The organism is Vibrio sp. DW001 (assembly GCF_029016285.1).
Taxonomy (GTDB): domain Bacteria; phylum Pseudomonadota; class Gammaproteobacteria; order Enterobacterales; family Vibrionaceae; genus Vibrio.
In genome coordinates this window covers 2648449-2674651 of sequence record NZ_CP091975.1, presented here as the reverse complement: position 1 = coordinate 2674651, position 26203 = coordinate 2648449, and the positions used below count along the sequence as shown (strand labels likewise).

Here is a 26203-nt window from a genome sequence, read left to right as displayed (position 1 = left end):
GGCCTAAGCATTTAATGACTAAATCCATGCAATAGCTAGGGTAAGGGATGTTTACGCATTTTATAGCCCTAGAACTGCTTTGTTGCGTAATTCAGTCTAGAGACAGAGTCGTCCCATTTCGCGTGCTTATTAGCCAATACGACAAGTTATAGGCATACCTAACCCACTAAGCTTATTCAACGCTTTGATCATGGCGCAAGTTCCCCCCACCTGTGCATTGTAATTTCTTAAACTTAAACGGCCACCAAGCAACTGTTTAACTAGATACATTGCGGTTTCTAATCCGTACCAGCAGAACTGGATATTTCACGAAGTGACTTTCCGATATCAAAAGTTATCTGTATTTTTCTAATTTAAGTGATTACTCTAAGAAGGTTTTGTGTCCAAAAACGTGTTTAAAATTGATCAATCTTTATTGTCAAAATTAACTACAAGCTATTTGATCTGCACCATCAAGACTAGACACTAAGTTAACCAATCTTGGAATGCCCAGACTCCAGTAGACATTTTTGCCTATTCTTGCATGAGGAAATATAAGTCAAATTCAAAAGATTGATAAAGCATGTTCAATCCCTCTCTGGCTCATTTATTGGGGCATAAATGATTTAATGACAGGTAAAAATAGAGCTGTTGCCTGTAGTGAAAGTTCCGGAAAGTGGTATAGTTAGCCTAGCATTTTTAGGAAAAAAACACTAAAAAGTCGGTTTTTCTGGACAAGGCTCTAATACCTTTCCCTTTGTATCTTTCCAGATTTATTGCAGAAACCGCCTGTGTTGGTAGTTTGATATGTATCCTTGAAAGTGTAACATCTATCTTAGTGGTTAATATCTACGGTTGTAAGGGTTAACTGAACTAAAGCATTATTCTTATTGCGTATTTCGGCGATTCCGATCGGGCGTTTCGGTTTAATCCGATCATCTGACCCTACCGCTTTTCTCTACCTCTAGTTTTACTCTAACTGATCGGATTGCGCCAGTTTTCTCATTGATTCTCCCCCCTAGTTCCAGTCGGTGGCTGTTATGGATTAATCGGTCTAAAACAGCATCAGCAACCGTGGCGTTTCCTATCATGTTGTACCATTCTTTTACAGGAAGTTGGCTTATCATAATCGTGCTGCGGACCTGATACCTGTCTTCAAGTAACTCCAGTAAATGACCTGCATGATCCTGTGTGAGCTTTTCCATTCCCCAGTCATCGAGGATGAGTAAGCCTTTTTTCGACAGTGCCAGTAGTTGTTTTTGATATGTGCCGTCAAGACGGCCTGAACTTAGATCATCCAGTAAGCGACTCAAACGGTAATATCGAACGCTATGTTGCTGCTCGCAAGCCTGACCCGATAAAGCGCAAGCGATATAGGTTTTGCCTGCGCATCTACTCTTAGCTTTACTTGTCGCTTGAGCCTTTGGATTTTAGTTTGGTTACGGTTAAGTAATTCACTCTCTAGAAGTAAGCTTAGCCTTTCTTCGAACGCTAGCTCTGCGTAAGTGGATAGCTGCTCACGTTGCTGCTCTAAAGCTTGTGCTGCATGACCAAGGCGAAGTGCTTTTAGTTGTTCATTTATCTGGTTCATTATGTACTCCTAGTGGTAAAAGTCAGGGCCACGAACATTACTGTGCTTTATGTTGGGTGTAGTTTGAGTTTCTGATGAGAGTTGGCCTTCCCGATGATTTACTAACAAGTTTTTGACGAACTTAAGATAGGGTTTATTGATTAAAAGCGCATCCTTACAGGCTTGCTCTAGACGAACATCACCATACTTTTTACTCAGGTTCAATAAGCCAAGGCAGCTGCGATAAGCTTGTTCAGGGTGTGCCTTTTTCATCAGTTGAACATTCACCATTTCACGAATAGCAGCACCAATATGTTCTCCCCAGCGCAATAACCGATCAGGAGACCATTTCTGATACCGATGGTTGCTGGGCATGTGTTCGGGGTAAGTGCTTATCCCTCGTTCTTTTAGGCTACATGGATGTTGTGAGACTAGGTTTCCTTGATAATAAATGCGTATCAAGCGAGAAGTGGCTTCCAGTTCAACATGTTGTCCCACTAACTGGTGAGGCACAGAGTAGTAATGTTTTCTGTACTCTATGTGGTAGTCAGGCCCAACTTTTGCCCGCTTAGTTTCGGTATAGATGTAACGTTGGATTGGAAGTGGCCTCAGTGCTGGTTTATCTAACTGCTCGAACAGTGCCTGACGACTGGCTCCTAACTGTTTCATTTCCCTTTGGTTCAAGTCATTCATTAGTTCACGGATGGCTAGGTTTAACTCTTTGAACGTGTGGAAGGTATTGTGTCGTAGCCGCATCATTATCCAACGCTCAACAATGAGCACTGCATTTTCAGCTTTTGCTTTGTCTTTAGGTTTGTATGGTCGAGCAGGCATGACAGCCGTCTGGTAATGGTTAGATAGCTTCTGGTAACTATCGTTGAGCTGAGGTTCATAGCGGTCATGCTTAGTGACAGCCGAACGCAGGTTATCAGGGACTAACAACCTTGGAACCCCGCCGAAGTGCTCGAAGGCATTGGCATGGGCTTCCAGCCAGTGCTCTAGTTTTTGACTCTCACTTGCTTCCACGTAGGTATAATTGGATGCACCAAGAGTGGCAACAAAAACCTGGGCATGACGGCTCTCTCCTGTGTCAGGGTTAACGACTGGGATCGTTGGGCCACAGTAATCAATGAACAGTTTGTCACCTGCGATGTGGGTCTGTCGCATGCTACGCTTCTGCTTTTTTAACCAACGCATGTAATGTTCACAGAACTGAGTATAAGCGTAGGCTCGCTCCTGATATTGCTCGTAATATTCTTCCCACAACAGCAGTTTCGTCATGCCTTTTCTTTTTAGTTCCGTACAACAGTTAGCGAAGTTTGGCATCGCTTTGGTTTTATTCGCTCCTTTAGGGTGATAAAGCGCATTGGTTAACTCTGTATCTGAACAGCTATCAGGGAGCGGCCAACCTATTTGGCTTTGATTAAAACGGCTGATGATTTCAGATACGGTCGCACAACCAATTTTCAGGCAGGAAGCGATATTTCTGTATGACAATCCGCACTCGAATTTAAGGCGTAAAACCTCTTTAATTTTTGTCATTGGTGTTCTCTTTTTTGGCATCATCACTTCCTAGTTGTATACGACTACTAACAAGGATAGCGACTGGTTGATTTAAAAGAGAAAAAGGGAGGGTTTCGGAGTATCCGATCAGTGATTTCGCTATTCCGATCGCCCATTTCGGAGTTTGGGCTAAAGTGATCGGATTATTGCGGAATGAGCGATCGGTTTAAACCGAAACAGGTGATCGAATAATGCCGAAATAGGTGATCGCAATGCTCCGAAATACGCACTTATAGAGGTAGTGCTTTCTTTGCTGATTGGAATCTAACAGAGGCGATGTTGCCAAACTCATTTCTGCCCGTGCGACCTGAAGTCGTATGAAGCGTTGTTCACCACGAAAAGAGTGAACCATCTGTATCACCAGATGACCCTAGGATTCTGAATAAAGCAGCGAATCCGACAATGTAACGAAACTTGGTCGTTAGGCTGAGTGGGAACGAAATCGTGAGAGGACGTTCCTCCTGAAAACCACAATTCGGGTAAGTGCTAGGGTGTCAGTATGATGAACGAATGTGAATCCATTTAGTGCGACATGAAGTCGTATGAATCGTTGTTCGCCACGAAAAGAGCGAACCATTTGTATCACCAAATGACCCTATGGCTCTGAATAAAGAAGCGAGCCTGACAATGTAACAAAGTCTATCTAATAGGCGGGAACTGAATCGTGAGAGGACGCTCCTCCTGATAACCACATAAATCGGGTAAGTGCTAGGGAGTCAGTATGATGAACAGAAGTGAATCCACGTCAGATGCGTAATTTCACAAGCAGCGGAAGTGGTTTAGACGCTGTAGCTAAATAAGCAACGAGAGTAGGAAAGAAATTTGAATGTATTCTTTCGTGATCGAAATACTCTTCGCATTATAGTGGGCATCTCCCCTGACATTACGAGACATACGGAACATGGTAAGCCTGTATCGCTCCCTCTGGGAAAGCCTCTGTGGCCGATAGTGATGCAGGTAAAGGAGGTTGGAGAAAGCGAAAGCTGCATTGTAATGACGCAGATACAGGAATATACCTGATCACGAAAGTGAGCCTACTTCCAACTGGTCTCCCGTTGCGAGAAAGTTTGAAGAACTTTATTAAGGAAGAAAAGCAAATGATGATTTCGAACGAGATTAGTGCATCTTCTGACAGTGCACAATGGCAATCCATTAACTGGAAGGCTGTGGAGGCGCGTGTCTTAAAGCTTCAAATGCGTATCGCAAAGGCAACTAGAGAAGGTAAACACGGTAAAGTGAAAACGTTGCAATGGATACTGACTCACTCGCGTTCAGCAAAACTTCTTGCTGTTAAGCGAGTATCTCAAAACAAAGGTAGTAAAACGCCTGGAATAGATGGCGTCATCTGGAATACAGATGCGCGTCGCATGAAAGCAGTGAATCAATTGAGTCGGAAAGCTTATCAAGCTAAACCACTCAAGCGAATCTACATCCCTAAAAAGAACGGTAAGCTTCGACCACTTGGTATTCCTTGCATGACTGATAGAGCGCAACAAGCGCTCTACCTCCTTGCATTGGAGCCTATCTCAGAAACAATCTCAGACCCAAATAGTTACGGATTTAGACCAAATCGCAGCACCACTGATGCAATAGCGCAGTGTTTCTTATGTTTGGCTCAAAAGAAGGCGGCTAAATGGATTCTTGAAGGAGATATTAAATCTTGTTTTGATAAAATCGAGCATCAGTGGCTTCTTGATAACATCGCTGTAGATAAGCGTATGTTGGAACAATGGCTGAAGTCTGGTTTTATTGACAAGGGGTTGTTTTATCGTACTGACGAAGGTACGCCACAAGGTGGAATAATTTCTCCAACCTTGATGCTAATGACTCTCGTAGGGCTTGAACAACAAATAAAGTCCTTGGCTCTTAAAAAGAAAGCAAGAGCTAACTTTATTGGATACGCTGATGACTTCGTTGTCACTTGTACATCAAAGGATGTATTAGAGAACGATATAAAACCATTGATTGCTGAATTCTTAATAGAAAGAGGTCTAACACTCTCCGATGAAAAAACACGCATAGTTCATATTAATGATGGATTTGATTTTCTAGGGTTCAACCACAGAAAATACAAAGGGAAGCTACTCATAAAACCGAGTAAAACCAACGTACTGTCATTCTTAAGTAACTTACGTAAACTCATCAAAGCTCACGCAACGATCCCAGTAAATAACCTTATCAAAATGATAAATCCCAAAATACGGGGATGGGCGAATTACTATCGCCACTGTGTTGCCAAACGAGTTTTCGGATATGTCGGGCACCAACTATTCCAAGCATTATGGCTCTGGGCTGTTAGGCGTCACCCAACTAAATCAAAAAATTGGGTCACCCATAAGTACTTCATCAACCGAAAAGGCCAGTGGCAGTTTCACGGTTGGCAGAAGATCATGGATATGGATTGTCAGTTCAATCTATTTCAAATAGCCAAAGTACCAATAGAAAGACATGTGAAAATCCGAAGTGCCGCAACGCCATTTGACCCTCAGCACCAAGAATACTTGGCGAAGAGAAAATTCAAAAGGAAAGCTCGCAACTCTTGGAACGATCCTGTTTTAACTGCTTTATAAGTTGCTGGGTATCAAACGATGCCTTTGTGGAGGCTTGAGCCGTATGCAGTGAAAGTTGCACGTACGGTTCTTAGGGAGACGGCACTTGGTAACAAGTGTCGTCCACCCGACAGGTGCGTTATACGCTGTGGCCAAAATGGCAATGAGAGTCGGAAAGGAGTTGGGCATTGCCCTTTCGTGATCAGAGTACTCTCCGCACTAGAGTGGGCATCTAAGCTGACATTTACCTAACATACGGAACAGGGTAAGCCTGTATCACTCCCTATGGGAAAGCCTCTGTGGCCGATAGTGGTGCAGGTAGAGGAGGTTGGAAAAAGCGAAGGCTGCATTGTAACGATGCAGATACAGACTTGTGTCTGATCACGAAAGTGAGCCCACTTCTGACTGGTCTCCCGTTGCGAGAGAATTTGAAGAACTTTATTCAAGGAGAAATGCAAATGATGATTTCAACCGAGATTAGTGCCTCTCCTGACAGCGCCCAATGGTAGTCAATCGACTGGAAACCCATTGAGTTGCATGTGTTAAAGCTTCAGATGCGTATCGCAAAGGCAACACGAGAAGGTAAACACGGCAAAGTGAAAGCGTTGCAGTGGATATTGACTCATTCTCGTTCAGCAAAGCTTCTTGCTGTTAAGCGAGTATCACAAAATAAAGGCAGTAAAACGTCTGGAATAGACGGTGTCATCTGGAATACAGATGGACGCCGTATGAAAGCAGTGAATCAATTGAGTCGAAAGGCTTATCAAGCTAGACCACTCAAGCGTATCTACATCCCCAAAAAGAATGGCAAACTTCGACCACTGGGTATCCCATGTATGATAGACAGAGCGCAACAAGCGCTTCACCTATTAGCGTTAGAGCCCGTGTCGGAATGCCTTGCAGACCCTAACAGTTACGGCTTTCGACCAAAACGCAGTACCGCTGATGCTATCGGGCAGTGTTTTATTTGCTTGAGTCAAAAGCGTTCAGCGCAATGGGTTCTTGAAGGGGATATAAAAGCCTGTTTCGACAAAATCGGACATCAATGGCTCATGGACAATGTTGCTATCGATAAACGTATGTTGGAACAATGGTTGAAGTCTGGTTTTGTAGACAAAGGGCTGTTTTACGACACTGATGAAGGCACGCCTCAAGGTGGGATTATATCCCCAACCTTGATGTTAATGACGCTCTCTGGTCTCGAACAGCAAATTAAGTCTACCGCTCTCAAAAAAGGAGCAAGAGCTAACTTTATTGGATATGCCGACGATTTCGTCGTCACTTGCGCTTCAAAGGAAGTGCTAGAGAACGATATCAAACCGTTGATTGCTGACTTCTTAGCAGAAAGAGGCTTGACACTATCCGAAGAGAAAACGCATATCACCCACATCAACGATGGCTTTAACTTTCTTGGGTTCAACCACAGAAAATACAAAGGGAAACTGCTCATTAAGCCGAGTAAATCCAATACGTTGATGTTCTTAAGTAATCTGCGTGAACTCATCAAAAAGCACGTAACCCTTCCAGTGAATGATCTTATCAAACTGATAAATCCGAAACTCAGGGGGGGTCGAACTATTATCGACATTGCGTGGCTAAACAGGTATTCGGATATGTCGGTCACAAGCTATTCCATACGTTATGGCACTGGGCTAAAAGGCGTCATCCAACAAAGTCTAAAAGTTGGATCGCCCTAAAATTACTTCATCAACCGTAAAGGCCAATGGCAGTTTCACGGTTGGCAGAAGATCATGGATATGGATTGCCAGTTCGATCTCTTCCAAATAGCCAAAGTGCCGATAGAAAGGCATGTGAAAATCCGAAGTGCAGCGACACCATTTGCCCCTCAATACCAAGAGTACTTGGCAAAGAGAAAGTCTAAAAGGCTAGCGCGTAACTCTTGGAAAGAGCCTGTCCCGACTGCGTTATAAGTTGCTGGGTATCATTTGATGCCTTTGTGGAGGCTTGAGCCTAGTGCAGTGAAAGTTGCACGCTGGGTTCTTAGGGAGACGGCACTTGGTAACAAGTGTCGTCCACCCGACAAAAGTTTGTTACGCATCTGAAGACGTTATAGAGAATCAGCAAGTTTTAATATAAAAAATAGTGCGTTGTAACACGCAAGATCTGCTATATCGCCTTGGGATTTTTCCCTGTCAGGTCTCTACATTAGAGTTTTAAATGTGTATCTTTGACGTAGGAATATACGTGAAGGTGATGCTAATGGGGCGAGTTGGTTCTAAGATCAGGATGAAAAAAATACGTAAGCAACTGCGAGAGCTCTTACGTTCAAAAAAAGAACTATTTAAGATAGGTGAGAGAGTGACAATGTCAAAGGTGTACCCTATTCGCTTCGGGAAGAAAGGAGAGTATGAGTTAACTGAGTCTGCTCTCAAACATATTTTTTCCGGTGATACTGCAATTAGACCGGTAAGTTCACAAGGTGTTAGAACGACCGAAGTAGTTCTCTCTGGTGGACTTCACACCTTGGACGGTTGGGAGAACTTACTATCGCACCATACAAACATCGCGCACCTTCTTGAATACGATGTTGATAGGCATGACGATTGGTTCTTCGCTCGAGAACTTCAGAACGGAGTTATTACTTTAAAAATTCCCCGACAGTTATTTACGGGTAGCGCAGCTAGAATAACTATGCAACCTGACAACTATTATAAATCAGGGTACCTTTGGAAGACGCTATACCCTGTAGGATACACAGAAGATGATATTATCAAGATCCTCACCGAAGCCTTTGATAATATTGATAACGATGATTCTAATTACCCAACATCAGAACAAGGAGCTGGAGTACTTTATGGGTACGCTTTGGTGAATGCCCCTCTAAAGACTATAAAGTTGCGAATACAACTCAGAGGAAACCAAATTCAATCAGCTTTTCCTGCTTGGGAACAACCTTTCACTGGAAATAATGGTAAACCATACTCACATTCAAACTCAATAAGCTTCAATATTTCTGGTTCAACAGTTTTTCACGAAAAATTCTCAAATCCTTGGGGCCATATCTTTCAAGAAGAATACCCCAGCGTGGATGCGTTACTCGATATCACTCCAACCTTTATCCTACACAGACCGCGTCGTGATTCTTTTGTTACCATTGATAATTGGCGTGATATGCGTGAGAAAGAAATGATGGAGATAGCTCCTTCGATGTCTTATGAAGAGCTGCAGCGCATAGAGAATTATTTACGAGACTATATATGTAGTAAAGACCCTTATGGGGTGCAGTGTAGTGTATACACCAGTCTCTTCGATCAAGTATGTCAGGATGATGAGTTATTTAATGCCGCTCAATTGTTTGAGAATATAGCTGAGTGTATTCAAGTGTTGACTCATAGTGATATAGAAAATGGCACTAGGAGAGCTATTGATGCCATGGTTCGTTTCATTAACATGGCAGTAGTGCACACTGGCGGACTCTGTACGTTACAGTTCAAGAGGGTTCTTGGTGAGTTTTTAGAGGCAGCTCTAGAGCATCCAGATGAGAACTCACGTCGTGACTTCTTTACTGCATTGGCGAGTTCATCATGTCGTGCAGCACTATATAGTGAGTTTGATCTTACTCCGTTCGTAAAAGAAAACAACAAGCTAGGGCGTAGTCTTATCGGGTTTCCTGAAGTAGATATCGAACTGAAACCGGAACACCTCTACGAGTACTTGTCTTTGAACTTAGGGGAAAACTACTTAGTTACTCTATCCAAGGATGAAAGACTGGCTATTGCACGCGGAGGTTTTCCTACAGCCGAACTACACGCCATGGTAGCTGACACTATGTTGTTTCTATCTGGTATCGATTTCCAGTTCTTCATGCCGGTACGCTTGAACCCAGAAAGGCTAACAGAGAAATCTCCACCCAGTGAAGAAGACCTAACCGCAGTAGTGAGAGACTATAGCAGAATGCTTGTGATATACCGGCAACGGATCGTGCTGGAAGATCCTGATGCGTATAAAGCAGAAATAGACCCAGAAAAGGTAGGAACAGAGGAGAATTTCAATCTCATTCGCCAGAAACATAAACGTGCGTTCGTATGGATGATGCACGAAGCAATGCTAGAAGAACTCATCAAGTTAGCAGATCACTTGGGATATGAGAACCTAAAGGCAAAGAGTGAGAACATGCTTTCGCAGCTTCCTAGGGAGGTAATCCCCACTCCGAAGCCAGTTCCTGACTATATCTTAGATCGTCAAGATAAACTGGAGGTGCCAGTACAGGATGTGAGTGTTGACAACTTAGTGGAGCTAATACTAGGACGCGACTATCATGTTTCCGACTGATATTCGTTGATTTTTGGTTCTGAAACAGTAGGTTTAAGTCCAATAGCAGGCTTGGTGGTAATTTTTTCGAAAGGTCAAAATACACCACCAATGCTGTTAGAACGTGTGTCAGTCGGCCGGTATAACCGATGTTTCTACAAGACATTTTATCTGTATTTCTGGTAATGCCTCTCATGCTATCAAGAGACAATATCAACCTGTTATCGAACTGGAATGGATGAGTTACTTTAGCTAATCGATAAGAGGATTTGCAATATCTAAGATTATCCGCTAAGTGGTGATTTACCAAAGTCACAGACTCGATTTTGTCCATTTTCGAGTCTTTGAGATCGTCGCTGACTCATTTCTGCCCCAATATATGGTACGTCCCGTTATTGCAAGTAGAGTTAAAAATAACGAGCTGATTTGCGCTAATATATTCAGAGTCTATTAGAGACTGTCATTAGTCTCAGCTCTATGATGAGGTGTGCGCCAGACTGTCCTCACAAAACGAAAAGCATTTTAAGTTGCTGTTTGGGGCAACAGGTCTTCAGTCTGGTGGTCTAACCGTTGTGTCATCTTTAATTCTCATTGCAAATTCTGATTATGTTCTTATTTCAAAAGATTTTTTATGGACTAAAATTGCCCACGCTATACGGGCTATCTTGTTGGCTAGTGCTACCACGGCCACGTTAAAAGGTTTTCGTTTCTTAAGCTCAATAAGCCATGAACCAAAATATTTTTCGACCGACTTATCTCTCCATAAAATTGACCTTGCGGCATGGATAAATAGCGTTCTCAGTTCTTTATTTCCTCGTTTTGATATCCCAAGTAGCGTTGACTTGCCACCCGTAGAATATTGAACAGGAACAAGCCCGATCCATGCAGCGAAATTTCGCCCGTTTTTGAAGTCATTTGGATTACCGACAGTTGATATACAAGCGCTAGCGATAACTGGGCCAATACCAGGAACAGTCTGTAATTGTTTTACTTGCTCATTGTCAGCGAGAATTCTCTCGACCTTGTCTGCTTGTGAGTCTATACGTTCATTGAGGTTCTGATAGTGTTCATGTAGCTCACTCAATTCAAAGATGATTAGAGGAGGAAGGTGTTGATTCTTATCTACCAACCACTGGAATAAACCTTTCATACTAGCGTGCCCTTTTGGCAAACTTATCCCGAACTCAAGAAGGATAGATCCTATTCGGTTCATACAAGCGGTGCGCTCTCTAATATATCCGCTGCGAATTTTCCGAATGGTAGATACCACTTGAGCTGATTCGGTTTTTGCTGAAGAAAACCTCATTGTTGGCCGTGAAGCTGCCTCTGCGATAGCATCAGCATCGATGAAATCATTTTTATTGGTTTTAACGTATGGCTTTACATATTGTGGAGGGATTAGCTTGGCTGTATGACCAAGTTCAGCGCACTTTCTAGCTAGCCAATGAGACCCGCCACACGACTCCATGGCTATAATTACAGGCTCATGGAAAGATAAGAACTCTAGTAATTTCTGGCGAGTAAGCTTTTTCTTAAATAATTGATGTCCAGCTTGGTCATGACCAACTAAATGAAAAGAGTTCTTACCTAGGTCGATTCCGATAATGTGTGAGTTATTCATGTGGCACTTTCCTTTAAAGACTAAACCAGTTCAAGTTTAGCTGAAGGGAGGGACGTACCATCTCATTAAACAATTTAGAGATATTACGCAATTTACGTTTGCTGATGCTGTTTGTTATACATTTTATAATGTGAACTTTGAAGATTTAGTCACATATGCGTTAACGATGTTAAACAGTGACAAGTTGCTTTTTCAAGCTTCCCTTTCACTAATTGAAAATGCCACTGTTATGTATTTACTTAGATGGTTACTTTTTGCGCTGTATACGATCCCACTCAGTTTTGAGCATTACTTTTGTGTGGTATTTTAAATGGTCGATTAGATTTTCAATTATCCTTACATCGCTATCCATAATTCGACGTTCCTCTCGCTTAGACGTAAGCTGATAAATCTCATCTATAAGTTTTCTAACCTTATAATCTGGTTCAGAAGAAGAAATAGTAGGCTTGAGCATGAGAGAAAGTTTTGTCTGAATAGTTAAACATTCACCCTTCAAAGTGTTGTATTGCATGAAATGGTTTTTATATAGTTCAAAGCTATCCACAGCGTCAATACGTCTATGAATCAGAGAAACATATTCATCATCTTGTTTCTTTATATTAATTAGCCGCGCACGTTCTACTAAAGAATCTGACTCATAGACTTTTCGATTGTATTCCTGATTATAATTGGAAAGTAAAGTTTGTGCTTTTTTTAGTTCTTTGTAAGCATCGAAGAACGGTTTTTCAGTAGAATGAAAATGGCATAACGTCAAAATTACTTTGACATACTCAGTTACATTGTCTCGAAAGTCATTTATCCACTGTTGCCTAAAGCCATCAATAGTTAATTTATGGTGTTCTTTGTGTTCACCTAACGCTAGTTTAGATTGAGTTTTTAGCTGTTCTAAATGTTGAGCTAGTTGAGATGCGATTTGTTCTCTATGCTGGTCACTATTCGTCTTATTTGTGTGCTTGTGTAACTCTATTTGTTGTTCCAAGTTGGCTTTCAATGCATCAACTTGGGTTTTACTTTCATTCTGAAGAGTCTTAGTTAGAACCTCTCTTGTAACCCATACTGAGATTCCAATAGACCCTACGATACTGATAAATACTGCAAAAAAGTTTACCCATATTGGATAAACGTCTCTTTGCATACTTAAAGAAAGATCAACGTCACGATGTTCAAGCGAAGAAAGTTCTTCTTGTTGTTCCTTTAATTCATCTGAGAATGCTTTATTACTTTGGTGTGTTTTGGATATCTCCGATGAAGCATGTAACAAAGCTGAAGTAATCTCTTGTTCAAGTAAGTCGTTTTTTTTGGCTAGTGAATCAAATTCATTTGATAAGTCCGTCAATTGGCTTTCTAGTGGTGATATTGCAACGGATAATTGATTTGGTGTTAATACGGCTTTGTTTTCTTCAACATTGGCTAAGGCTAGTGAAGAAAACAAAGTTATAAGCAATAAGTTTTTTTTCATGTTAGGGGCTTCAAGTAACTTTTCTAATCAGAATTTACCATAATAGCGCCTTTACCTCTATAAATGCTTTTACATCAATAAATTAGCTTGATTCAGTTAAATCAGTGAACTCTTTTGTTATTCAGTGATCAGAGCATTTATCACAGATGTTTCAGGTGTCAGAAATTAGCAAGTCGAAGAACAAAATCACAAACTGGAAGCCGCACAGCAAGGCATTGGCGCACCACGGTTCAGTTACATTCTGGGGTGATGATTCGGCTATAGATTCTCGGAGATGCAACGAATATCACGGCAAGCGTAGTCGTGGGTTAATCTGCACCAACAAAACTAGACGGTGACTTAATCAACTTTTCCATACCTAAATCATTCATGAATTGCTAAATTATCAAAAATACTGACACGCTTTTGTCCAAAGACGTGCCAGCACGATCACTGTTGGCACTGCGGTGTTTTGGAACAATAAACTTTGTGACTCAACTTTATTAACTGGGCGACATTTACTGTATATCTGTCAGAACGGATTCGTTGAGGTGCGGTTTTAACCAAGCTATCACTTAGGTCGAATTCGTTAGTGGCAATAATTTGCACCTTATTACTGGCAGACTTAAATTCGACCTATGGCCAAAAAATCAGATAGGCTCCGACATGACAACCGAACTAAACGTATAAACGGTACTGTCAAGTTAACCAAGAAATATCGTGAGTGACAACATTTCTGCTTCTTTTTCTTAACTAGACGGTGTTGAAACGTGTATCGCAGCGATGTCATTCGCATAAGAACAAGCCTGTTCTAGAGGTTTACCGGAGTTTAGTTGAGCACACAGTGCTCCCATAAAACAATCGCCAGCACCGTGAGTACTGACAAGGTTGATCCGTTTCCCCTGAATACAACCATTGGTTCCTTTAACATTGGCATAGGCTACACCATCTCCACCAGCGGTTACTACTACTTCGCTAAACCGTTTAGTTAGAGCGATAGCCGCCTCTTTTGCGGAATCTAAATCGTTGACAGATATACCGCAGATGTCTCTTGCTTCTACTGCATTGACAACCATTAAGTCAACATGGTCGAAAACAGGGCTATACGCATCAGTAATTGGAGCCGCATTCATACACACTTTTATGCCTCGTTTTTTTGCACTTTTACCTACTTTTTCATTCGCTTGAGGGTTGATCTCGTTTTGAAGTACAACCATACTAATATCAGCCCAAACAGACTCATCATCGAATAATTCGAGTGGTATTAGTTGATTTGTATTAGAAGAAACGACCGCTGCATAATCACCCGTTTTGTCAGTCATAGCAACACTCATACCACTGGTTAAACCGGGTAGTTTTTGTATATGAGAAACGTCGACTCCAGTATCTTTGAGTACAGATACTAGGTATGATCCGTTTGCATCGTCGCCTATCGCTCCAACAAAACGAACTTTCTGTCCTTGTTTAGCACAAGAAATAGCTTGATTTCCACCTTTGCCACCAAACTTAAATGACGTTCGGCTACCAAGAACCGTTTCACCTTTTTCTGGTTGATGAGGCACATCAATCATGATGTCGTAATGCAAACTTCCAGGTACAAGTATACCCATAATTAAATCATCCTTAAGTGTGATACCGCTTGTTGTGTTTTATTATAATTTTGTTCTGCAGTTTCAATATCCTCTCGAGCTATTGCCACAAAGAGTGCATCAATAATGTTGAGTTGCGCGATTCTTGCTGCTGCATTCTCACCAAGTAGATGTGAGCCTTGTGAGGTTGATTGCAAAACGATGTCTGAGGTATCCACTAACGGGGATTGAGGGTAGTTAGTCAAAGAAATTACTTTGGCCCCGTTCTTTTTGGCAAGTGTACTAGGATCAATTACCGTTTTAGTGCTACCCGAATGGCTTATTGCGACTACGGCATCATCTTCAGAGATGATAACTGCGGACATAAGCATCATATGTGAGTCGTCATAAACCGTCGATTTTATACCTATTTTTAATAATTTGTGCGAAAGGTCATTAGCGACCGAACTTGACCCACCAACACCATAGATACAAATGAAATTTGCACTGAACAAAACTTTTGCCGCTCGACTTAATGCATTAACATCTAAGACACTGCTTGTTTCTTCAATAGCCTGGATACTTGTACGAAACACCTTTTCTAGCACTTCAACCGTAGAATCATCTGCATGGATTTCAGAATGTAGGTTTGCAATCTCAAGCTGTTTATACCTAGCTACGTTTTCTCTGAAATTCCTAAAACCTGTAAATTCTAATTTCTTGGTTATTTTTACTATCATGGCTTCAGAAACACCATTGACTAAAGCCACTTTCTTTAATGGTGTTGTTTGGTCGAATGTTTCATCAACCATAATGGCAGTGGCGACTTTTCTTTCTAATGGAGTCAACTTAGATAGTCTGCTCCGTATTTGCGCCCCTATCGCATTAACATCTTGCATTGGTACCACCTTATTTACCGCGAGTAACTCGATCGACTAGCATAGCGAAGATGATAATGATACCTGTTGCTCCGAGTTGCCAGAAAGCCTGAACATTCATTAATGTGAGCCCGTTACGTAGAGACCCTAAAATAATTGCACCAATAATGGTTCCAACAATTGAACCTTTGCCTCCCATTAACGAAGCGCCACCAATAGCCGCTGCAGCAATTGCATCAAGTTCCCACAACTGCCCCATAGTTGGCTCAGCAGCAGCTAATCGTCCAACCAAAATAAGAGAAGAGAGCGCGGCGAGAGTACCGGAAATCATAAACACGACAACTTTAGTTTTTTTAACGGGAACACCTGCTACACGTGCGGCTTCTTCATTACCACCAATAGCAAGAATGTAGACACCTAGAGGCGTTTTGTTCATAACTACCCATAAGAAGAATGCGATGATAGCCACGATCACTACAGGAACGGGAATCCCTAATAAATCGTTATTAATAAACATACGAAACTCAAGTGGAATGCCAAATACCGGATTGCCACCAGTAAACAATAACGCGATTGCTCTGAAAAGAGACAGGCCACCCAATGTCACGATGAAGGCTTGGAGCCCCGCATATGCCACTAAAAAACCGCTAAAAAACCCACAAAATGCACCAACACACAAAGTACCTATAATAGCTATAGGTAACGGTACACCAGAAATCATCAACGTAGCTCCCAACACTGCCGACAACGCAGCAGTCGGGCCAACGGACAGGTCGATGCCCCCTGAAATAATCACTAATGTCATACCCAGTGCTATCAAAGCGTTGAGTGATGATTGTTGCAGAATGTTCATGATATTAGGCATCGTAAAAAATACCGGAGACAATACCGAAAAGACTATTACTATTATTAATAGTCCGATCACCGTCCCTGCATCTCTAAGATTAAACTTAAACTTTGGCATGCTGATAGTGCCCTTAGAAGGCATTTTATTTTCAAGAGTGCTCATTGTTCAACTTCCCTATTAATTAATGCTGTTGGTGGTTATCATTGATTGCAGCTTGGGCAATGTTTTCTTCAGTAATATCTTTTCCCAAGAGTTCACGAGCGACTTGACTTTCTCGCATCACAATGACTCTATCTGACACTCTGATTATTTCTGGCATTTCTGATGAAACAACGATAATGGCTTTGCCTTGTTGTGATAGTTTTTGGATAAGGTTATAGATTTCAGATTTAGCGCCAACATCGATTCCACGTGTTGGCTCATCAAATAGAATCACTTTGCAATCAGCAGTGACCCAACGACCTATAATTGCTTTTTGCTGATTGCCTCCAGACAAATCACCAATGTGCTTTTCGATATCTAACGGCCGCAGATTAAGCTCAGACATAACCTTGAAAACATCATCGGTCATAGCCGACTGTTTAATAATCCCATTGCTGGAAAATTGTTCCATCGTGGGTAGAGCTACATTCATCTTGATAGATTGCTCTTTGATGATACCTTCTTTCTTTCTATCTTCTGGAACCAACCCGATGCCCGCTTTGATTGCACCTTGAATGGAGTGATTATCAATACACTGCCCATCAACGAAAACATTCCCCGAAGTCTTTGTGTCAATTCCAGCAATGAGTTTAAGAAGTTCGGTTCGACCCGCTCCAACAAGTCCTGCAATACCTAATACCTCACCTGCATTTACACGTAAGCTAACTGGTGATACCGCCCCGGAACGTCCTAGTTCTTCTAAACGAAGCACCTCCTTGTCGATCATAAATGTTTGGTGAGCTTCTATTTCAATTTCTCTCCCAATCATTTTAGTCACAATTGTTTTAGGTGTTTCATCCCTAATGTTTACAACACCTACTTGCTTCCCATCACGAAGGATTGTTGCTCTGTCGCACACTTGAAAAACTTCATCCATTTTATGGGAAACATAGATTAAGCCAACACCAGTAGCTTTTAAGTCCGCAATGATTTCTGCTAACCGTTCAAACTCTGTTGGTGTTAAACTAGAGGTAGGCTCATCCATTGCTAATACTTTGGCATCGTCCAGAAGAGCTCGTGCAATTTCAACTATTTGCTGCTGAGCAACTCGTAGCTCTTTGATTTGGATATTTGGGTCAATGCTATCATCTAATTGAGCCAAAATTTTCGTTGCCCTTTTGACTTGAGCTTCCTTATCTACAAATAGTCCCTTACTTTTAGTGATGTCACGACCTAGAAACATATTCTGAACTACAGTGAGTTCAGGAACGAGTTGCAATTCTTGGTGAATCATCGCAATACCAGCTTTACGAGCAGATAATGGCGACTCCATTTCAATGAGTTTGCCATCCACTTTTACTGTTCCGGCGGTCGCATCTCGCACACCTGACAGAACATTTAATAAAGTTGATTTACCCGCACCGTTTTCACCGATTAAAGCGTGAACTTCACCAGAAAGTACAGAAAAATTAACATCTTCAATAGCTGCAATTTTCCCATAAACTTTAGTGACTCCAGTCATACACAACCGTTCCATGGAACTACCTCATTTTTATTGGGCTAGCAATAGCTTGCGTAACTTTGCAGTGTCATCAATTGAGTATTTTTCAACGTTGTCTGCGGTAATTAGTGCTTGAGGAGTAGAAACTACACGTGGTAAATCTTGTTGACCCAATAAGCGAAGAGATACCTCCATGGCGACTTCTCCAGTCAATACAGGGAAACTATCAACCGTACCAGTTAGCTCACCACGTCGAATCGAGTCATACGCATCAGAAATACCATCGGTACCAAATACAGATACTTGGTCTGATTTATCTTGCGCACGGACTGCTTCTACACACCCCAAGGCCATTCCGTCGTTATTATTATAAAAACCAATTAAATCAGGGTGTTGTTGTAAAATGGTTGAGCAGGCATTATAAGCTTTCTCACGACTCCAGTTCGCCGGCACACTTGCTACAAGATCAAACTTGCCATTGCCTTTAATTGTTTCTGAGAAGCCTTGTGTACGTTGACCAGCGGCAAAAACGCCAGCTTGACCTTCAATAACGGCCACTTTGCCACCGTCTTTGTGATTATCGATAAACCACTGCGCGACACGAACACCATTGTCTTTTTGGACGTTACCTACATAATTAGTTGCGGTTGGCATTACCGCATCATTGACGTTAACTACTACAACCCCTTTACGTTTAGCCACCATCGCGGCAGGCTCTAAATTGGCATCCGTTTGTGGTGAAACCAATAACCCGTCAAACCCTTGAGTTATTAGCGTTTCAGCAATAGAAAGTTGACCTAGTTGGTCGTCTTCATTGGCAGCAGCTTGGTAAACAACGGTTACATCGTGTTGCTGAGCGAAATTTTGGTAACCTTTGCCCAGCGAACGCCAATATTCATTTGTCAGGGTTTTTGACACACCACCAATTTTGATATCTTTGTCAAAAGTGGGAATCTCTCCAAAGGTCGATTGAAGTTCCGACCAATCCATACGATCAGCTTCAGTATCTGAGTTAAGAGGGGCCAAGTTTGCGAAGGTCGTCGTAGAGACTAACAATCCAGCGACGAGAGTTGCTATTCGTGTTGTCATTATTATTTCCTTGTAGGGTATAGTTTTTTATTATTTTGAATACATGATGTCGTCAACAATGTACTGAGCAGTAACTGCATCTTGTTGAGAAATCGCATCCTGAAGCTCTTTAGACTTTTCTAGGTCTTCACAGATATTTAAAAGACGTTTTACGGTTTTGATGTTTAACTCTGCCTCACGAACAGGGTCTAGGCCGCTTGCGTCAGGGAAGGTATCGAAGTAATACGCGCCTTGGTATCCATCACGTTTCATCTGTAATAGAAATTCAAGTGTGGCTCGGGAGTTTACCGAAGCAACCATTAGCCCATCATCACGTTTGCCCCAGCCATCGTTGAGATCCAAACCATAAAGGTTTGAGCGACGTGCAACCATAGCCGCAGCATATGCAGGTATCTCGTTTGCGTATAATACATGTGCGAAATCTAATGTGATTCCCAAATTAGGGCAGCCAGCTTCTTCGACCGCTAATAGGCAAGTGGTTACATTAGGATAAATAGCAAATGAACGAGGCTCATTTGGCTTGTATTCAATACTGATCTTAAAGTCTGGCGCGTATTCTGCTACTTCTTTTAGTGCACTTACCGCGTCTTCCCAAATTTTCTTATAATCAGCTTGGAAACAGTAGTCAAACCCATCTTGTCCCATCCAAAGCGTCATTAGGTCTGTACCAAACTCTCGGCCCGCATCTATGCCTTTTTTTGTCAGCTCAATAGCATCTCTACGAATCGTAGGATCGGGGTTAGTAAAAGCACCAATTTTAAACCTAGGATCATCCCAACGCATCTGTATTCCATTAACTTGGAGTCCAGCTGATTCAATTTGTTGTTTCGTTGTTTCTATATCGCTTGTAATGTGCTGTGGGTAATTGAGGTCAAGGTGTGTTAATCCTTTTACTGTGCCTGCACGCTCTATCATTTGTGCAACTGTAGGCTTGGATGCTTGTTCGGGCCAATATCGATGTGGTGCAGATCCAAAAGAGTTAAGCCTTGTCGCAAATCGTAATTCTGTCATGTTGGTTTCTCAATAGGTATATGATGTACTTCATGCTACAGTCGTTTTTTGTGAAGTTAGTATAGTTAGAAACGATTGTGATGTAGTTCTCAAATGTGTATAGAAAATAAGGATGAAAAGCAGTTAGCATCATATTTTTCTTAATCGTCAGAAAGGATTACTAGAGTAGAGGCGAGGACATAATGTGATTGGGCTCGCTTCAATACAAATAATTAACAACCTATAAGCTAAATTGCAACCTTAAATGAAAATCAAGTCCTATCTTATATGGAATTCACCCAGTGGCGCTTGTAACTAGCTGTATTTAAATAGTAAAGTGCTTTATTGAAAGAAAATTTTCCCATAAGAAAGTTGGAAAGGAGCACGTCATTTACTGAAAATTTGGTACTGTCAAGTTAACTAATGCTATGGCTGTACCTAAAATAGGAGACTTTCCGCAAGCGAGTCAAAGGAAAATACACGTTCATAAAAAATAGACTCAGTCGGTATCTCGTCCGCTTGATGTGCCAAACACTTGGTATTGAACGAAGCGGTTTCTATGCGAGGCTTAAATTGATCCGCACCATGATTACTAGACATTGAGTTAAGTGACTTTGCCATACCTGTGATTGATGCATTGCTGATATTTGAAATATCGAAACTCGTTGTTGTCCAGAAACGTTACAGTTCGCACTTTCTAAATTGAAAATGCCCCTAAACGTGTTTAGAGTATAAGAAACTATCAATAGATTAATTTGTGTGTAAGCCTGCTGCACCAGTTTTTTTAGTCCCAGATACGACAAAGCCACAGGCAATGCCTATGGCTTTGTAAACAGCTACAGAAGGTTTGTCATTCAAATCGAAGAGGGAACACATTCTGTGTGCAGCGTCGGGTGTTTTATCACCAAAGTATATGGGAGGGAAAGCACCTAGACTTATCGTATGTCCTCGGTGGTCTGCTTTGCAATTAAGCCAAGTTCAATTCGATACAATTACTTCTGGCCAGACAGTAAATAGCAACTCCAAGAAAAAGCAGGGATACCCGAGGCTCTCAAAGTTAGTTTAAAGCTAAGAACCGTATGTGGCAAGCTTACTTCTGCCCCATTATGTATGAGCTTTCAGTTTCTTGCTTTTCTAAATCGTAGTTTGACCTAATTTTCTAATGTCAGGCCAAAACCGAGGCGCGCACGTTTCTGGACATTTTTGTGCAAAAATGGCTTTTAAAATTCGATAAATTCATGTACATCATTATTTAATAATAAAGAGTCTGAATGAAAAACGAATATTTCTGAGTTCATATTTTCGGTCCAATGGCACTGAGGCAATAGGAAACGTATGGGTTAAGCTGACTTTCTACGATTTTAGGAGCGCTCAAAAATCTCAGGTGTTAAGTCAACTGAGTGACACAATGCAGTAATATCTACAAGGGTAATATGATTGCTGGACTCTATAATGTGCCCATCGGTTTTGAGCTTTTTAATGGCTCTGGATAGGGTTTCAGGTGTCATTCCTAGCTGAGTTGCCAACAATCTTTTTGTGACAGGAAGGGCGACGGTATCCTCTTTCACTATTTGAGCACGGTAAATCTCTGCTAGCCTCATCACCAACCTTTGGTTAGCATTAACTTGAGTAAGAATATTCAGTGTGTTCATAAGATGACATATCTTGTTGCTCATAAATGTCATCACCTTTACAGATAGCTCCGGTGAACTGGAAAACATATTTAAAACATCCTGATATCCATAGGCGGATAGCTCGGTATCTTGCTCAACTCTCGCACTCATCGGGTACTTCCTTGGGCTCATAAACATAGCCATTTCAGCAATAAGTTCTCCAGCAAGGAACACTTTAAACAGCTTCTCATCACCGTTTGGCATTAACCGATACAATGATACCTTACCTTTACCCACCAGATACATATAGTCTGCGCTGTCTCCCTGATTAAACAACTGATGACCTACACCATACTTAAGAGATTTACGAGCTTCACATAGCTGTTTTTTCTGTTCTTCATTAAGCAGAGAAAGAATGGAATTCGACACTGTTAAATCCTTACCTTGACAATAATCAAGCTGAGCTTTTCGTTTATAGATATAGAATGCAAATAATAATCATTATCAATATTAACACAACTACCAACGTAAGGATCTGTTATGGAAAACATCAGCTCGGTTTTTAGATGGATAACTCTTGTAGCTGTTGTCTGTTTAGTTGTCCCTATAATGCTTACGGCCTAGGAGTCGATATGTCAGAAAAGTTGGCAATGCCAAATGAAAACCGAAAAGTCTCAAAAACTCCCGGCCATTGGGTTCTGGCCCAGTTAGGTAAAAAAGTACTACGTCCCGGAGGCAAGGAACTGACCCTGAAAATGCTACAGGGTTTAAAAATTACGCCTTATGACAAGGTGGTGGAGTTTGCACCCGGTATGGGTTATACGGCCCGGATATGCCTTGAACAAACACCAGGAAGCTATATAGCGATTGAGCAAGATGAGCAAGCAGCTGAAATAGTACGCTCTTACCTCAACGGCAATGAGCAGACATGTAAAGTAGGAAATGCGCAGGATACAGGTCTTAATAGCAAGGTAGCGACCGTTGTATATGGTGAGGCAATGCTGACCATGCAGTCCGATGCCAGAAAGAGCGAAATAATTGCGGAAGCAGCCCGAATTCTGGAACAAGGTGGCCGCTATGGTATTCACGAACTCTGCATCTCACCAGACAGTATCGATAATGATAAGAAACGTTCTATCCAGAAAGAAGTGTCTGAAACCATTCAGCATCCAGCTAAGCCACTGACACCATCTGAATGGAAGCAACTTATGATCGACAATGGTTTTGAAATAGAATCAGAAGCGGTCGCGCCTATGCACCTACTTGAACCAAAGCGAATGATCGATGATGAGGGAATCTTTGGTTTCCTGAAAATAGCCAAGAACCTGCTTACTAAACCACAAGCAAGAAGCAGAGTAATAGGCATGCGAAAAGTATTTAGAAAACACAAAGAAAATCTCGCTGCCATTACGCTGGTAGCAAAGAAAAAGGAACATTAAACATGTTTGAATATTCATATTACGAAGATTTGGCTGATACGGTAGAGACTCCAAAGGTAGGTATTACTAGTCGCCCTATTTATAAAAGCGATAAGCTAAGAGCTGTCATTTTTGGTTTTGCCGATGGTGAAGAAATGACGAAGCATACGGCAGCGGTACCAGCGGTTGCTCAAATTATTGAAGGTGAGTGTGTTTTCACCTTAGAAGATGAAGCAAAAGAGATGAAAGCTGGGGCATGGGTACATATGGATGCACACCTGCCACACAGTATTGTCGCTAAAACACCATTGAAGCTTATGCTTTACCTTCTGAGAGATCCTAAATAACCTCCTCAGGGATAAAAAATCGGATGAACTCTCGTCCGATTTTTCTTTTCGTACTATCTAACCCTTTTTACTATTCACTCTGACATTGATGTGTTTACCTATAAACACCTTCATATAGAGCGAAAAACTTATTGCAACAAAGGTAGCGGTTAGAGGTTGGCTAACCTGTTGAGAAAATGCTCCTATCATCATTCCGAATTGAAGTACCGCAACAGCGGGCATCAGAATAAGCATCAACCTAATCGCGATAAGATAGTCAAGAGGGTATCCAGTATGCTTCTGCCCCACAACCAGCATGGCTAACATGACTGCAATCCCTGCAGCAGCAGAAAACAACATGTGCGCCGGAAGCTCATAGGATGTTCCCCATATGTTCTCCCAACCTATAGCAACAAATCCAGCTGCGATGAACAGATAGAACGAGTACGCAGACTGATAATAAATATCTCGCCAGGCCTTGGGTAGGTGCCAATCGTTGAGGATGTTAAGAACCGATGCTGCGCATGCCAGAGCTAACCAACCAGATATGGAGCTACTTGGCAACCACAAATCTATCGCAAGGTAAATGAGTATGATGCCAATAGAAAAGTCCCGCCTTGGAGGTTTCGCCAAATGCCTCTTATTGGTGACCGCAAATCGTTCAAGTGCATGATTGACAACAACCATAGACATCCGGCTTAAAACGGTCATCAGCATAATAATATATATGCCACCACTTGTTTGAAGCCATTGCAACGTGAGTCCAGAGTTTCCTGAGATCCAGAGATAATAAACGACCAACATCGCTGTGAAATAAAGCCATAACTGATAGTAAAAGATTCGATGTCGTCGTTGCTTTTTATCAACAACAGGTCGAAAAAGGTGCCATAAAAGCAGAGCAACAAAGGCGATATTTGCCAGTGCCATTGGAGTCAGACCAATATAACCATTTCCCCAGGCAAATATCCGGCTAAGTGCCCAGCATGTCACTACCAGCATCAGTTGTTGGCCTGAAACTCGAGGTGTATTAGTCCATGCAGGAAATGCCGTTAATAAAAACCCAGCAATGGCACTTGATCCTATACCGAACACCAATTCATGCGAATACCAGATCATCTCAGCCTCAGAGAGGACCGTAGATTGAACCTGTGAGAATAAAACCCAATGAAAAACCAGTGCAATGGAATACAGAGCTGTCAGCAAATAGAAAGGTCGAAAACCACAGGCGTACAAAGGTGCATCGAAATCTAAAATGGAGGCGTACTTACTCATTGTTTCCCCCTGTCTGGAATGCTTGCTTAACAACATCGATTTTCACCAGGTTCATAGCGGTCGTGTAAAGGTAGTCCTGCCCTCTGTTTTGACGAGGAACCTCGCACTGATAGTTGTAGACCTGCCGCCCCGGATTATCACTTAAAACCACTATCTGGTCTGCCAGCTTTACCGCTTCCATTAGGTCGTGAGTAATAAACAGCACAGTCAGTCCACTCTGTTCGATCTCAGAAATTAGCAAAGAATAGAGATCCTCTTTTAAGCCGATATCTAGCGCGCTGAAGGGCTCATCTAACAGCAATAGTTCGGGTTTAACCGCAAAAGAACGTGCCATTGCTACTCTTTGCCTCATTCCTCCACTGAGCTCGTGAGGATACTTGTCTAAGTCCTCTTCTACTAAGCCTACTTCTAACGCTAAATCCGCTGCTATCTCATTTCGGATGTTTTTATCGACTCGCTTAGCCTTCATTCCCCAGCTAATATTGTCTCTGGTATTTTTCCAGGGTAAAAGCCTGGTATCCTGAAACAGTATTGCTGTGGTGGAAAAACCGTTAGTTATTGATCCCTCGTCAGCTTCTAATAGGTCGGCAACAAGATTGAGCAGAGTCGATTTACCACAGCCTGAACGTCCAACGATTGCCATCACTTGACCCTGTTCAAGGTTGATATTGATATTATCCAGTACCAATTCGTTATCGAACGAGTGGCATAGATTACAGATTGATAAATTCTTTTTATTATTCACGCCACTTCTCCACCCGACGCTTAAACGGTTCAAATACAGCGTACTCTGCAATTAGGAGTACAGTGACAATGGCCACGATCCAAGCCATTGTGGCCGGGGTATCGATATTTACCCGCGCTGCAGCAAGTCCTGCGCCAACTCCACTGTTGCTGGATAATAGCTCAGCCATAACCACGACTTTCCAGGACGTACCAAGAGCAGTGACCCAGGAAGGAAACAAATAAGAGAGAATGTGTGGAAGATGGACGTCGTAAAAAGTTATCCATCTTGATGCACCAAAGCTCTTTGCCATTTCAGTTAAATTCGTTTCAAGCGTCCTTGCTCCCTGCACACCGGCAGCAAAGGTAATTGGGAGAGCAGTTACTGCGATAGTAAAAATCGGTGTGCTATCATCAGCACCAAACCAAAGTAACGCTAACACAATCCATGCAATAGGCGGGACTCCGATCAAAATCGTCACCAAAGGCCGCACCGCCATTGAAAGCGTCACAGATAACCCGGCAAGCGTGCCCAGTAGACTACCGACAATAATCGCGAACCCAAAACCAACCAATGCCCGGTAGGTGGTTATCCAAAGAAACTCTGCGGCAGCGCCATGCTGAAATAACTGGAACAGCTTCGTCAGAGAATCTTGTGGTGACGGGAGAATAAAATCACCGTACACGTGATTTCCGTAGTCCCAGAACGCAAAAAAGACCAGTATGCTGGCCAGAGCACCAAATCCGCTCCAAAGATAGTGGCAAACACGTTTAAGCCAGTCCATCTATTTTATGTACCTTATTATCTATTGCCTATCAGAAGGTCCCGGACAATTGCTCAGGCA

At 42.0% G+C, this 26203-nt stretch carries 19 protein-coding genes and 5 pseudogenes; 8 read left to right on the top strand and 16 right to left on the bottom strand.

Features of this window, described 5'->3' with window-relative positions:
• Positions 1 to 129 precede the first annotated feature (129 nt).
• The 4 genes and pseudogenes from L3V77_RS12130 to L3V77_RS12115 all read right to left on the bottom strand — a co-directional run.
• Positions 130 to 279, bottom strand: a pseudogene (locus L3V77_RS12130) (IS5/IS1182 family transposase); the annotation flags it as partial.
• A gap of 670 nt (positions 280 to 949) precedes the next feature.
• Positions 950 to 1570 (bottom strand): annotated as a pseudogene (locus tag L3V77_RS12125) (ATP-binding protein).
• A gap of 9 nt (positions 1571 to 1579) precedes the next feature.
• Positions 1580 to 3112 (bottom strand): IS21 family transposase, encoded by a 1533-nt coding sequence (istA, locus tag L3V77_RS12120; RefSeq protein ID WP_275136758.1) that lies wholly within the window; start codon positions 3110 to 3112, stop codon positions 1580 to 1582.
• Between the two features lie 166 nt (positions 3113 to 3278).
• Positions 3279 to 3464, bottom strand: coding sequence for a hypothetical protein (locus L3V77_RS12115; RefSeq protein WP_275134393.1), 186 nt, complete (start codon positions 3462 to 3464; stop codon positions 3279 to 3281).
• A 745-nt stretch (positions 3465 to 4209) separates the two neighbouring features.
• Here L3V77_RS12115 and ltrA (L3V77_RS12110) point away from each other — a divergent pair.
• The 4 genes and pseudogenes from ltrA (L3V77_RS12110) (at position 4210) to L3V77_RS12095 (ending at position 9954) form a co-directional block, all read left to right on the top strand.
• Positions 4210 to 5682, top strand: a complete 1473-nt coding sequence (gene ltrA / locus L3V77_RS12110) for a group II intron reverse transcriptase/maturase (protein WP_275136734.1) — start codon at positions 4210 to 4212, stop codon at positions 5680 to 5682.
• A gap of 278 nt (positions 5683 to 5960) precedes the next feature.
• Complete coding sequence (locus L3V77_RS12105) at positions 5961 to 6170, top strand: hypothetical protein (RefSeq protein WP_275134392.1); 210 nt, start codon at positions 5961 to 5963, stop codon at positions 6168 to 6170.
• 3 nt (positions 6171 to 6173) lie between these two features.
• Positions 6174 to 7592 (top strand): annotated as a pseudogene (gene ltrA / locus L3V77_RS12100) (group II intron reverse transcriptase/maturase).
• Between the two features lie 283 nt (positions 7593 to 7875).
• Positions 7876 to 9954: a hypothetical protein gene (locus L3V77_RS12095; protein ID WP_275136757.1), complete on the top strand. Its 2079-nt coding sequence runs from the start codon at positions 7876 to 7878 to the stop codon at positions 9952 to 9954.
• Between the two features lie 583 nt (positions 9955 to 10537).
• Here the strand turns inward: L3V77_RS12095 and L3V77_RS12090 are convergent.
• Both L3V77_RS12090 and L3V77_RS12085 read right to left on the bottom strand, forming a co-directional pair.
• Positions 10538 to 11554, bottom strand: a complete 1017-nt coding sequence (locus tag L3V77_RS12090; RefSeq protein WP_275133889.1) for an IS110 family transposase — start codon at positions 11552 to 11554, stop codon at positions 10538 to 10540.
• A 247-nt stretch (positions 11555 to 11801) separates the two neighbouring features.
• Positions 11802 to 13013: a hypothetical protein gene (locus tag L3V77_RS12085; RefSeq protein ID WP_275134391.1), complete on the bottom strand. Its 1212-nt coding sequence runs from the start codon at positions 13011 to 13013 to the stop codon at positions 11802 to 11804.
• Between the two features lie 164 nt (positions 13014 to 13177).
• On the opposite strand from L3V77_RS12085, the pseudogene L3V77_RS12080 reads away from it, so the two are divergent.
• Positions 13178 to 13321, top strand: a pseudogene (locus tag L3V77_RS12080) (IS5/IS1182 family transposase); the annotation flags it as partial.
• A 420-nt stretch (positions 13322 to 13741) separates the two neighbouring features.
• Here L3V77_RS12080 and L3V77_RS12075 read toward each other — a convergent pair.
• Genes L3V77_RS12075 through L3V77_RS12050 form a run of 6 tightly spaced genes read right to left on the bottom strand, consistent with a single transcriptional unit; the run spans position 13742 to position 20027 of the window.
• A complete protein-coding gene (locus L3V77_RS12075) occupies positions 13742 to 14602 on the bottom strand; it encodes a ribokinase (protein WP_275134390.1) in 861 nt (286 codons plus the stop codon).
• Positions 14603 to 14604: 2 nt separating this feature from the next.
• On the bottom strand, positions 14605 to 15459 hold the full coding sequence (locus tag L3V77_RS12070; protein WP_275134389.1) for a MurR/RpiR family transcriptional regulator: 855 nt from the start codon (positions 15457 to 15459) through the stop codon (positions 14605 to 14607).
• Positions 15460 to 15469: 10 nt separating this feature from the next.
• Positions 15470 to 16447 (bottom strand): ABC transporter permease, encoded by a 978-nt coding sequence (locus L3V77_RS12065; protein WP_275134388.1) that lies wholly within the window; start codon positions 16445 to 16447, stop codon positions 15470 to 15472.
• 19 nt (positions 16448 to 16466) lie between these two features.
• Entirely contained in the window at positions 16467 to 17948 is a 1482-nt protein-coding gene (locus tag L3V77_RS12060) for a sugar ABC transporter ATP-binding protein (protein ID WP_275134387.1), read from the bottom strand.
• 30 nt (positions 17949 to 17978) lie between these two features.
• Complete coding sequence (locus tag L3V77_RS12055) at positions 17979 to 19016, bottom strand: substrate-binding domain-containing protein (protein ID WP_275134386.1); 1038 nt, start codon at positions 19014 to 19016, stop codon at positions 17979 to 17981.
• 30 nt (positions 19017 to 19046) lie between these two features.
• Positions 19047 to 20027, bottom strand: coding sequence for a TIM barrel protein (locus L3V77_RS12050; protein ID WP_275134385.1), 981 nt, complete (start codon positions 20025 to 20027; stop codon positions 19047 to 19049).
• A 438-nt stretch (positions 20028 to 20465) separates the two neighbouring features.
• On the opposite strand from L3V77_RS12050, the pseudogene L3V77_RS12045 reads away from it, so the two are divergent.
• Positions 20466 to 20579: pseudogene (locus tag L3V77_RS12045) on the top strand (IS3 family transposase); the annotation flags it as partial.
• A 788-nt stretch (positions 20580 to 21367) separates the two neighbouring features.
• On the opposite strand, the gene L3V77_RS12040 reads toward L3V77_RS12045, so the two are convergent.
• Positions 21368 to 22048 carry a Crp/Fnr family transcriptional regulator gene (locus L3V77_RS12040; RefSeq protein ID WP_275134384.1) on the bottom strand — a complete coding sequence of 227 codons (681 nt, stop codon included), beginning with the start codon at positions 22046 to 22048 and terminating at the stop codon, positions 21368 to 21370.
• 203 nt (positions 22049 to 22251) lie between these two features.
• Here L3V77_RS12040 and L3V77_RS12035 point away from each other — a divergent pair, with 203 nt between their 5' ends.
• Both L3V77_RS12035 and L3V77_RS12030 read left to right on the top strand, forming a co-directional pair.
• Entirely contained in the window at positions 22252 to 23058 is an 807-nt protein-coding gene (locus L3V77_RS12035) for a methyltransferase domain-containing protein (RefSeq protein ID WP_275134383.1), read from the top strand.
• A gap of 2 nt (positions 23059 to 23060) precedes the next feature.
• A complete protein-coding gene (locus tag L3V77_RS12030) occupies positions 23061 to 23384 on the top strand; it encodes a cupin domain-containing protein (protein WP_275134382.1) in 324 nt (107 codons plus the stop codon).
• A gap of 57 nt (positions 23385 to 23441) precedes the next feature.
• Here the strand turns inward: L3V77_RS12030 and L3V77_RS12025 are convergent, their stop codons facing one another.
• Genes L3V77_RS12025 through L3V77_RS12015 form a run of 3 tightly spaced genes read right to left on the bottom strand, consistent with a single transcriptional unit; the run spans position 23442 to position 26143 of the window.
• Positions 23442 to 24635: an NnrS family protein gene (locus L3V77_RS12025; RefSeq protein WP_275134381.1), complete on the bottom strand. Its 1194-nt coding sequence runs from the start codon at positions 24633 to 24635 to the stop codon at positions 23442 to 23444.
• On the bottom strand, positions 24628 to 25380 hold the full coding sequence (locus L3V77_RS12020) for an ATP-binding cassette domain-containing protein (protein ID WP_275134380.1): 753 nt from the start codon (positions 25378 to 25380) through the stop codon (positions 24628 to 24630). Before L3V77_RS12020 ends, L3V77_RS12025 begins: the two co-directional genes overlap by 8 nt.
• A complete protein-coding gene (locus L3V77_RS12015; protein WP_275134379.1) occupies positions 25373 to 26143 on the bottom strand; it encodes an ABC transporter permease in 771 nt (256 codons plus the stop codon). Before L3V77_RS12015 ends, L3V77_RS12020 begins: the two co-directional genes overlap by 8 nt.
• Positions 26144 to 26203 lie beyond the last annotated feature (60 nt).

Excerpts from the sequence above, each read along its gene's own strand:
- istA (WP_275136758.1), bottom strand. The coding sequence starts at position 3,112 with ATGCCAAAAAAGAGAACACCAATGACAAAAATTAAAGAGGTTTTACGC.
- L3V77_RS12115 (WP_275134393.1), bottom strand. The coding sequence starts at position 3,464 with ATGGTTCACTCTTTTCGTGGTGAACAACGCTTCATACGACTTCAGGTC.
- ltrA (WP_275136734.1), top strand. The coding sequence starts at position 4,210 with ATGATGATTTCGAACGAGATTAGTGCATCTTCTGACAGTGCACAATGG.
- L3V77_RS12095 (WP_275136757.1), top strand. The coding sequence starts at position 7,876 with ATGCTAATGGGGCGAGTTGGTTCTAAGATCAGGATGAAAAAAATACGT.
- L3V77_RS12090 (WP_275133889.1), bottom strand. The coding sequence starts at position 11,554 with ATGAATAACTCACACATTATCGGAATCGACCTAGGTAAGAACTCTTTT.
- L3V77_RS12085 (WP_275134391.1), bottom strand. The coding sequence starts at position 13,013 with ATGAAAAAAAACTTATTGCTTATAACTTTGTTTTCTTCACTAGCCTTA.
- L3V77_RS12075 (WP_275134390.1), bottom strand. The coding sequence starts at position 14,602 with ATGGGTATACTTGTACCTGGAAGTTTGCATTACGACATCATGATTGAT.
- L3V77_RS12070 (WP_275134389.1), bottom strand. The coding sequence starts at position 15,459 with ATGCAAGATGTTAATGCGATAGGGGCGCAAATACGGAGCAGACTATCT.
- L3V77_RS12065 (WP_275134388.1), bottom strand. The coding sequence starts at position 16,447 with ATGAGCACTCTTGAAAATAAAATGCCTTCTAAGGGCACTATCAGCATG.
- L3V77_RS12060 (WP_275134387.1), bottom strand. The coding sequence starts at position 17,948 with ATGACTGGAGTCACTAAAGTTTATGGGAAAATTGCAGCTATTGAAGAT.
- L3V77_RS12055 (WP_275134386.1), bottom strand. The coding sequence starts at position 19,016 with ATGACAACACGAATAGCAACTCTCGTCGCTGGATTGTTAGTCTCTACG.
- L3V77_RS12050 (WP_275134385.1), bottom strand. The coding sequence starts at position 20,027 with ATGACAGAATTACGATTTGCGACAAGGCTTAACTCTTTTGGATCTGCA.
- L3V77_RS12035 (WP_275134383.1), top strand. The coding sequence starts at position 22,252 with ATGTCAGAAAAGTTGGCAATGCCAAATGAAAACCGAAAAGTCTCAAAA.
- L3V77_RS12030 (WP_275134382.1), top strand. The coding sequence starts at position 23,061 with ATGTTTGAATATTCATATTACGAAGATTTGGCTGATACGGTAGAGACT.
- L3V77_RS12025 (WP_275134381.1), bottom strand. The coding sequence starts at position 24,635 with ATGAGTAAGTACGCCTCCATTTTAGATTTCGATGCACCTTTGTACGCC.
- L3V77_RS12015 (WP_275134379.1), bottom strand. The coding sequence starts at position 26,143 with ATGGACTGGCTTAAACGTGTTTGCCACTATCTTTGGAGCGGATTTGGT.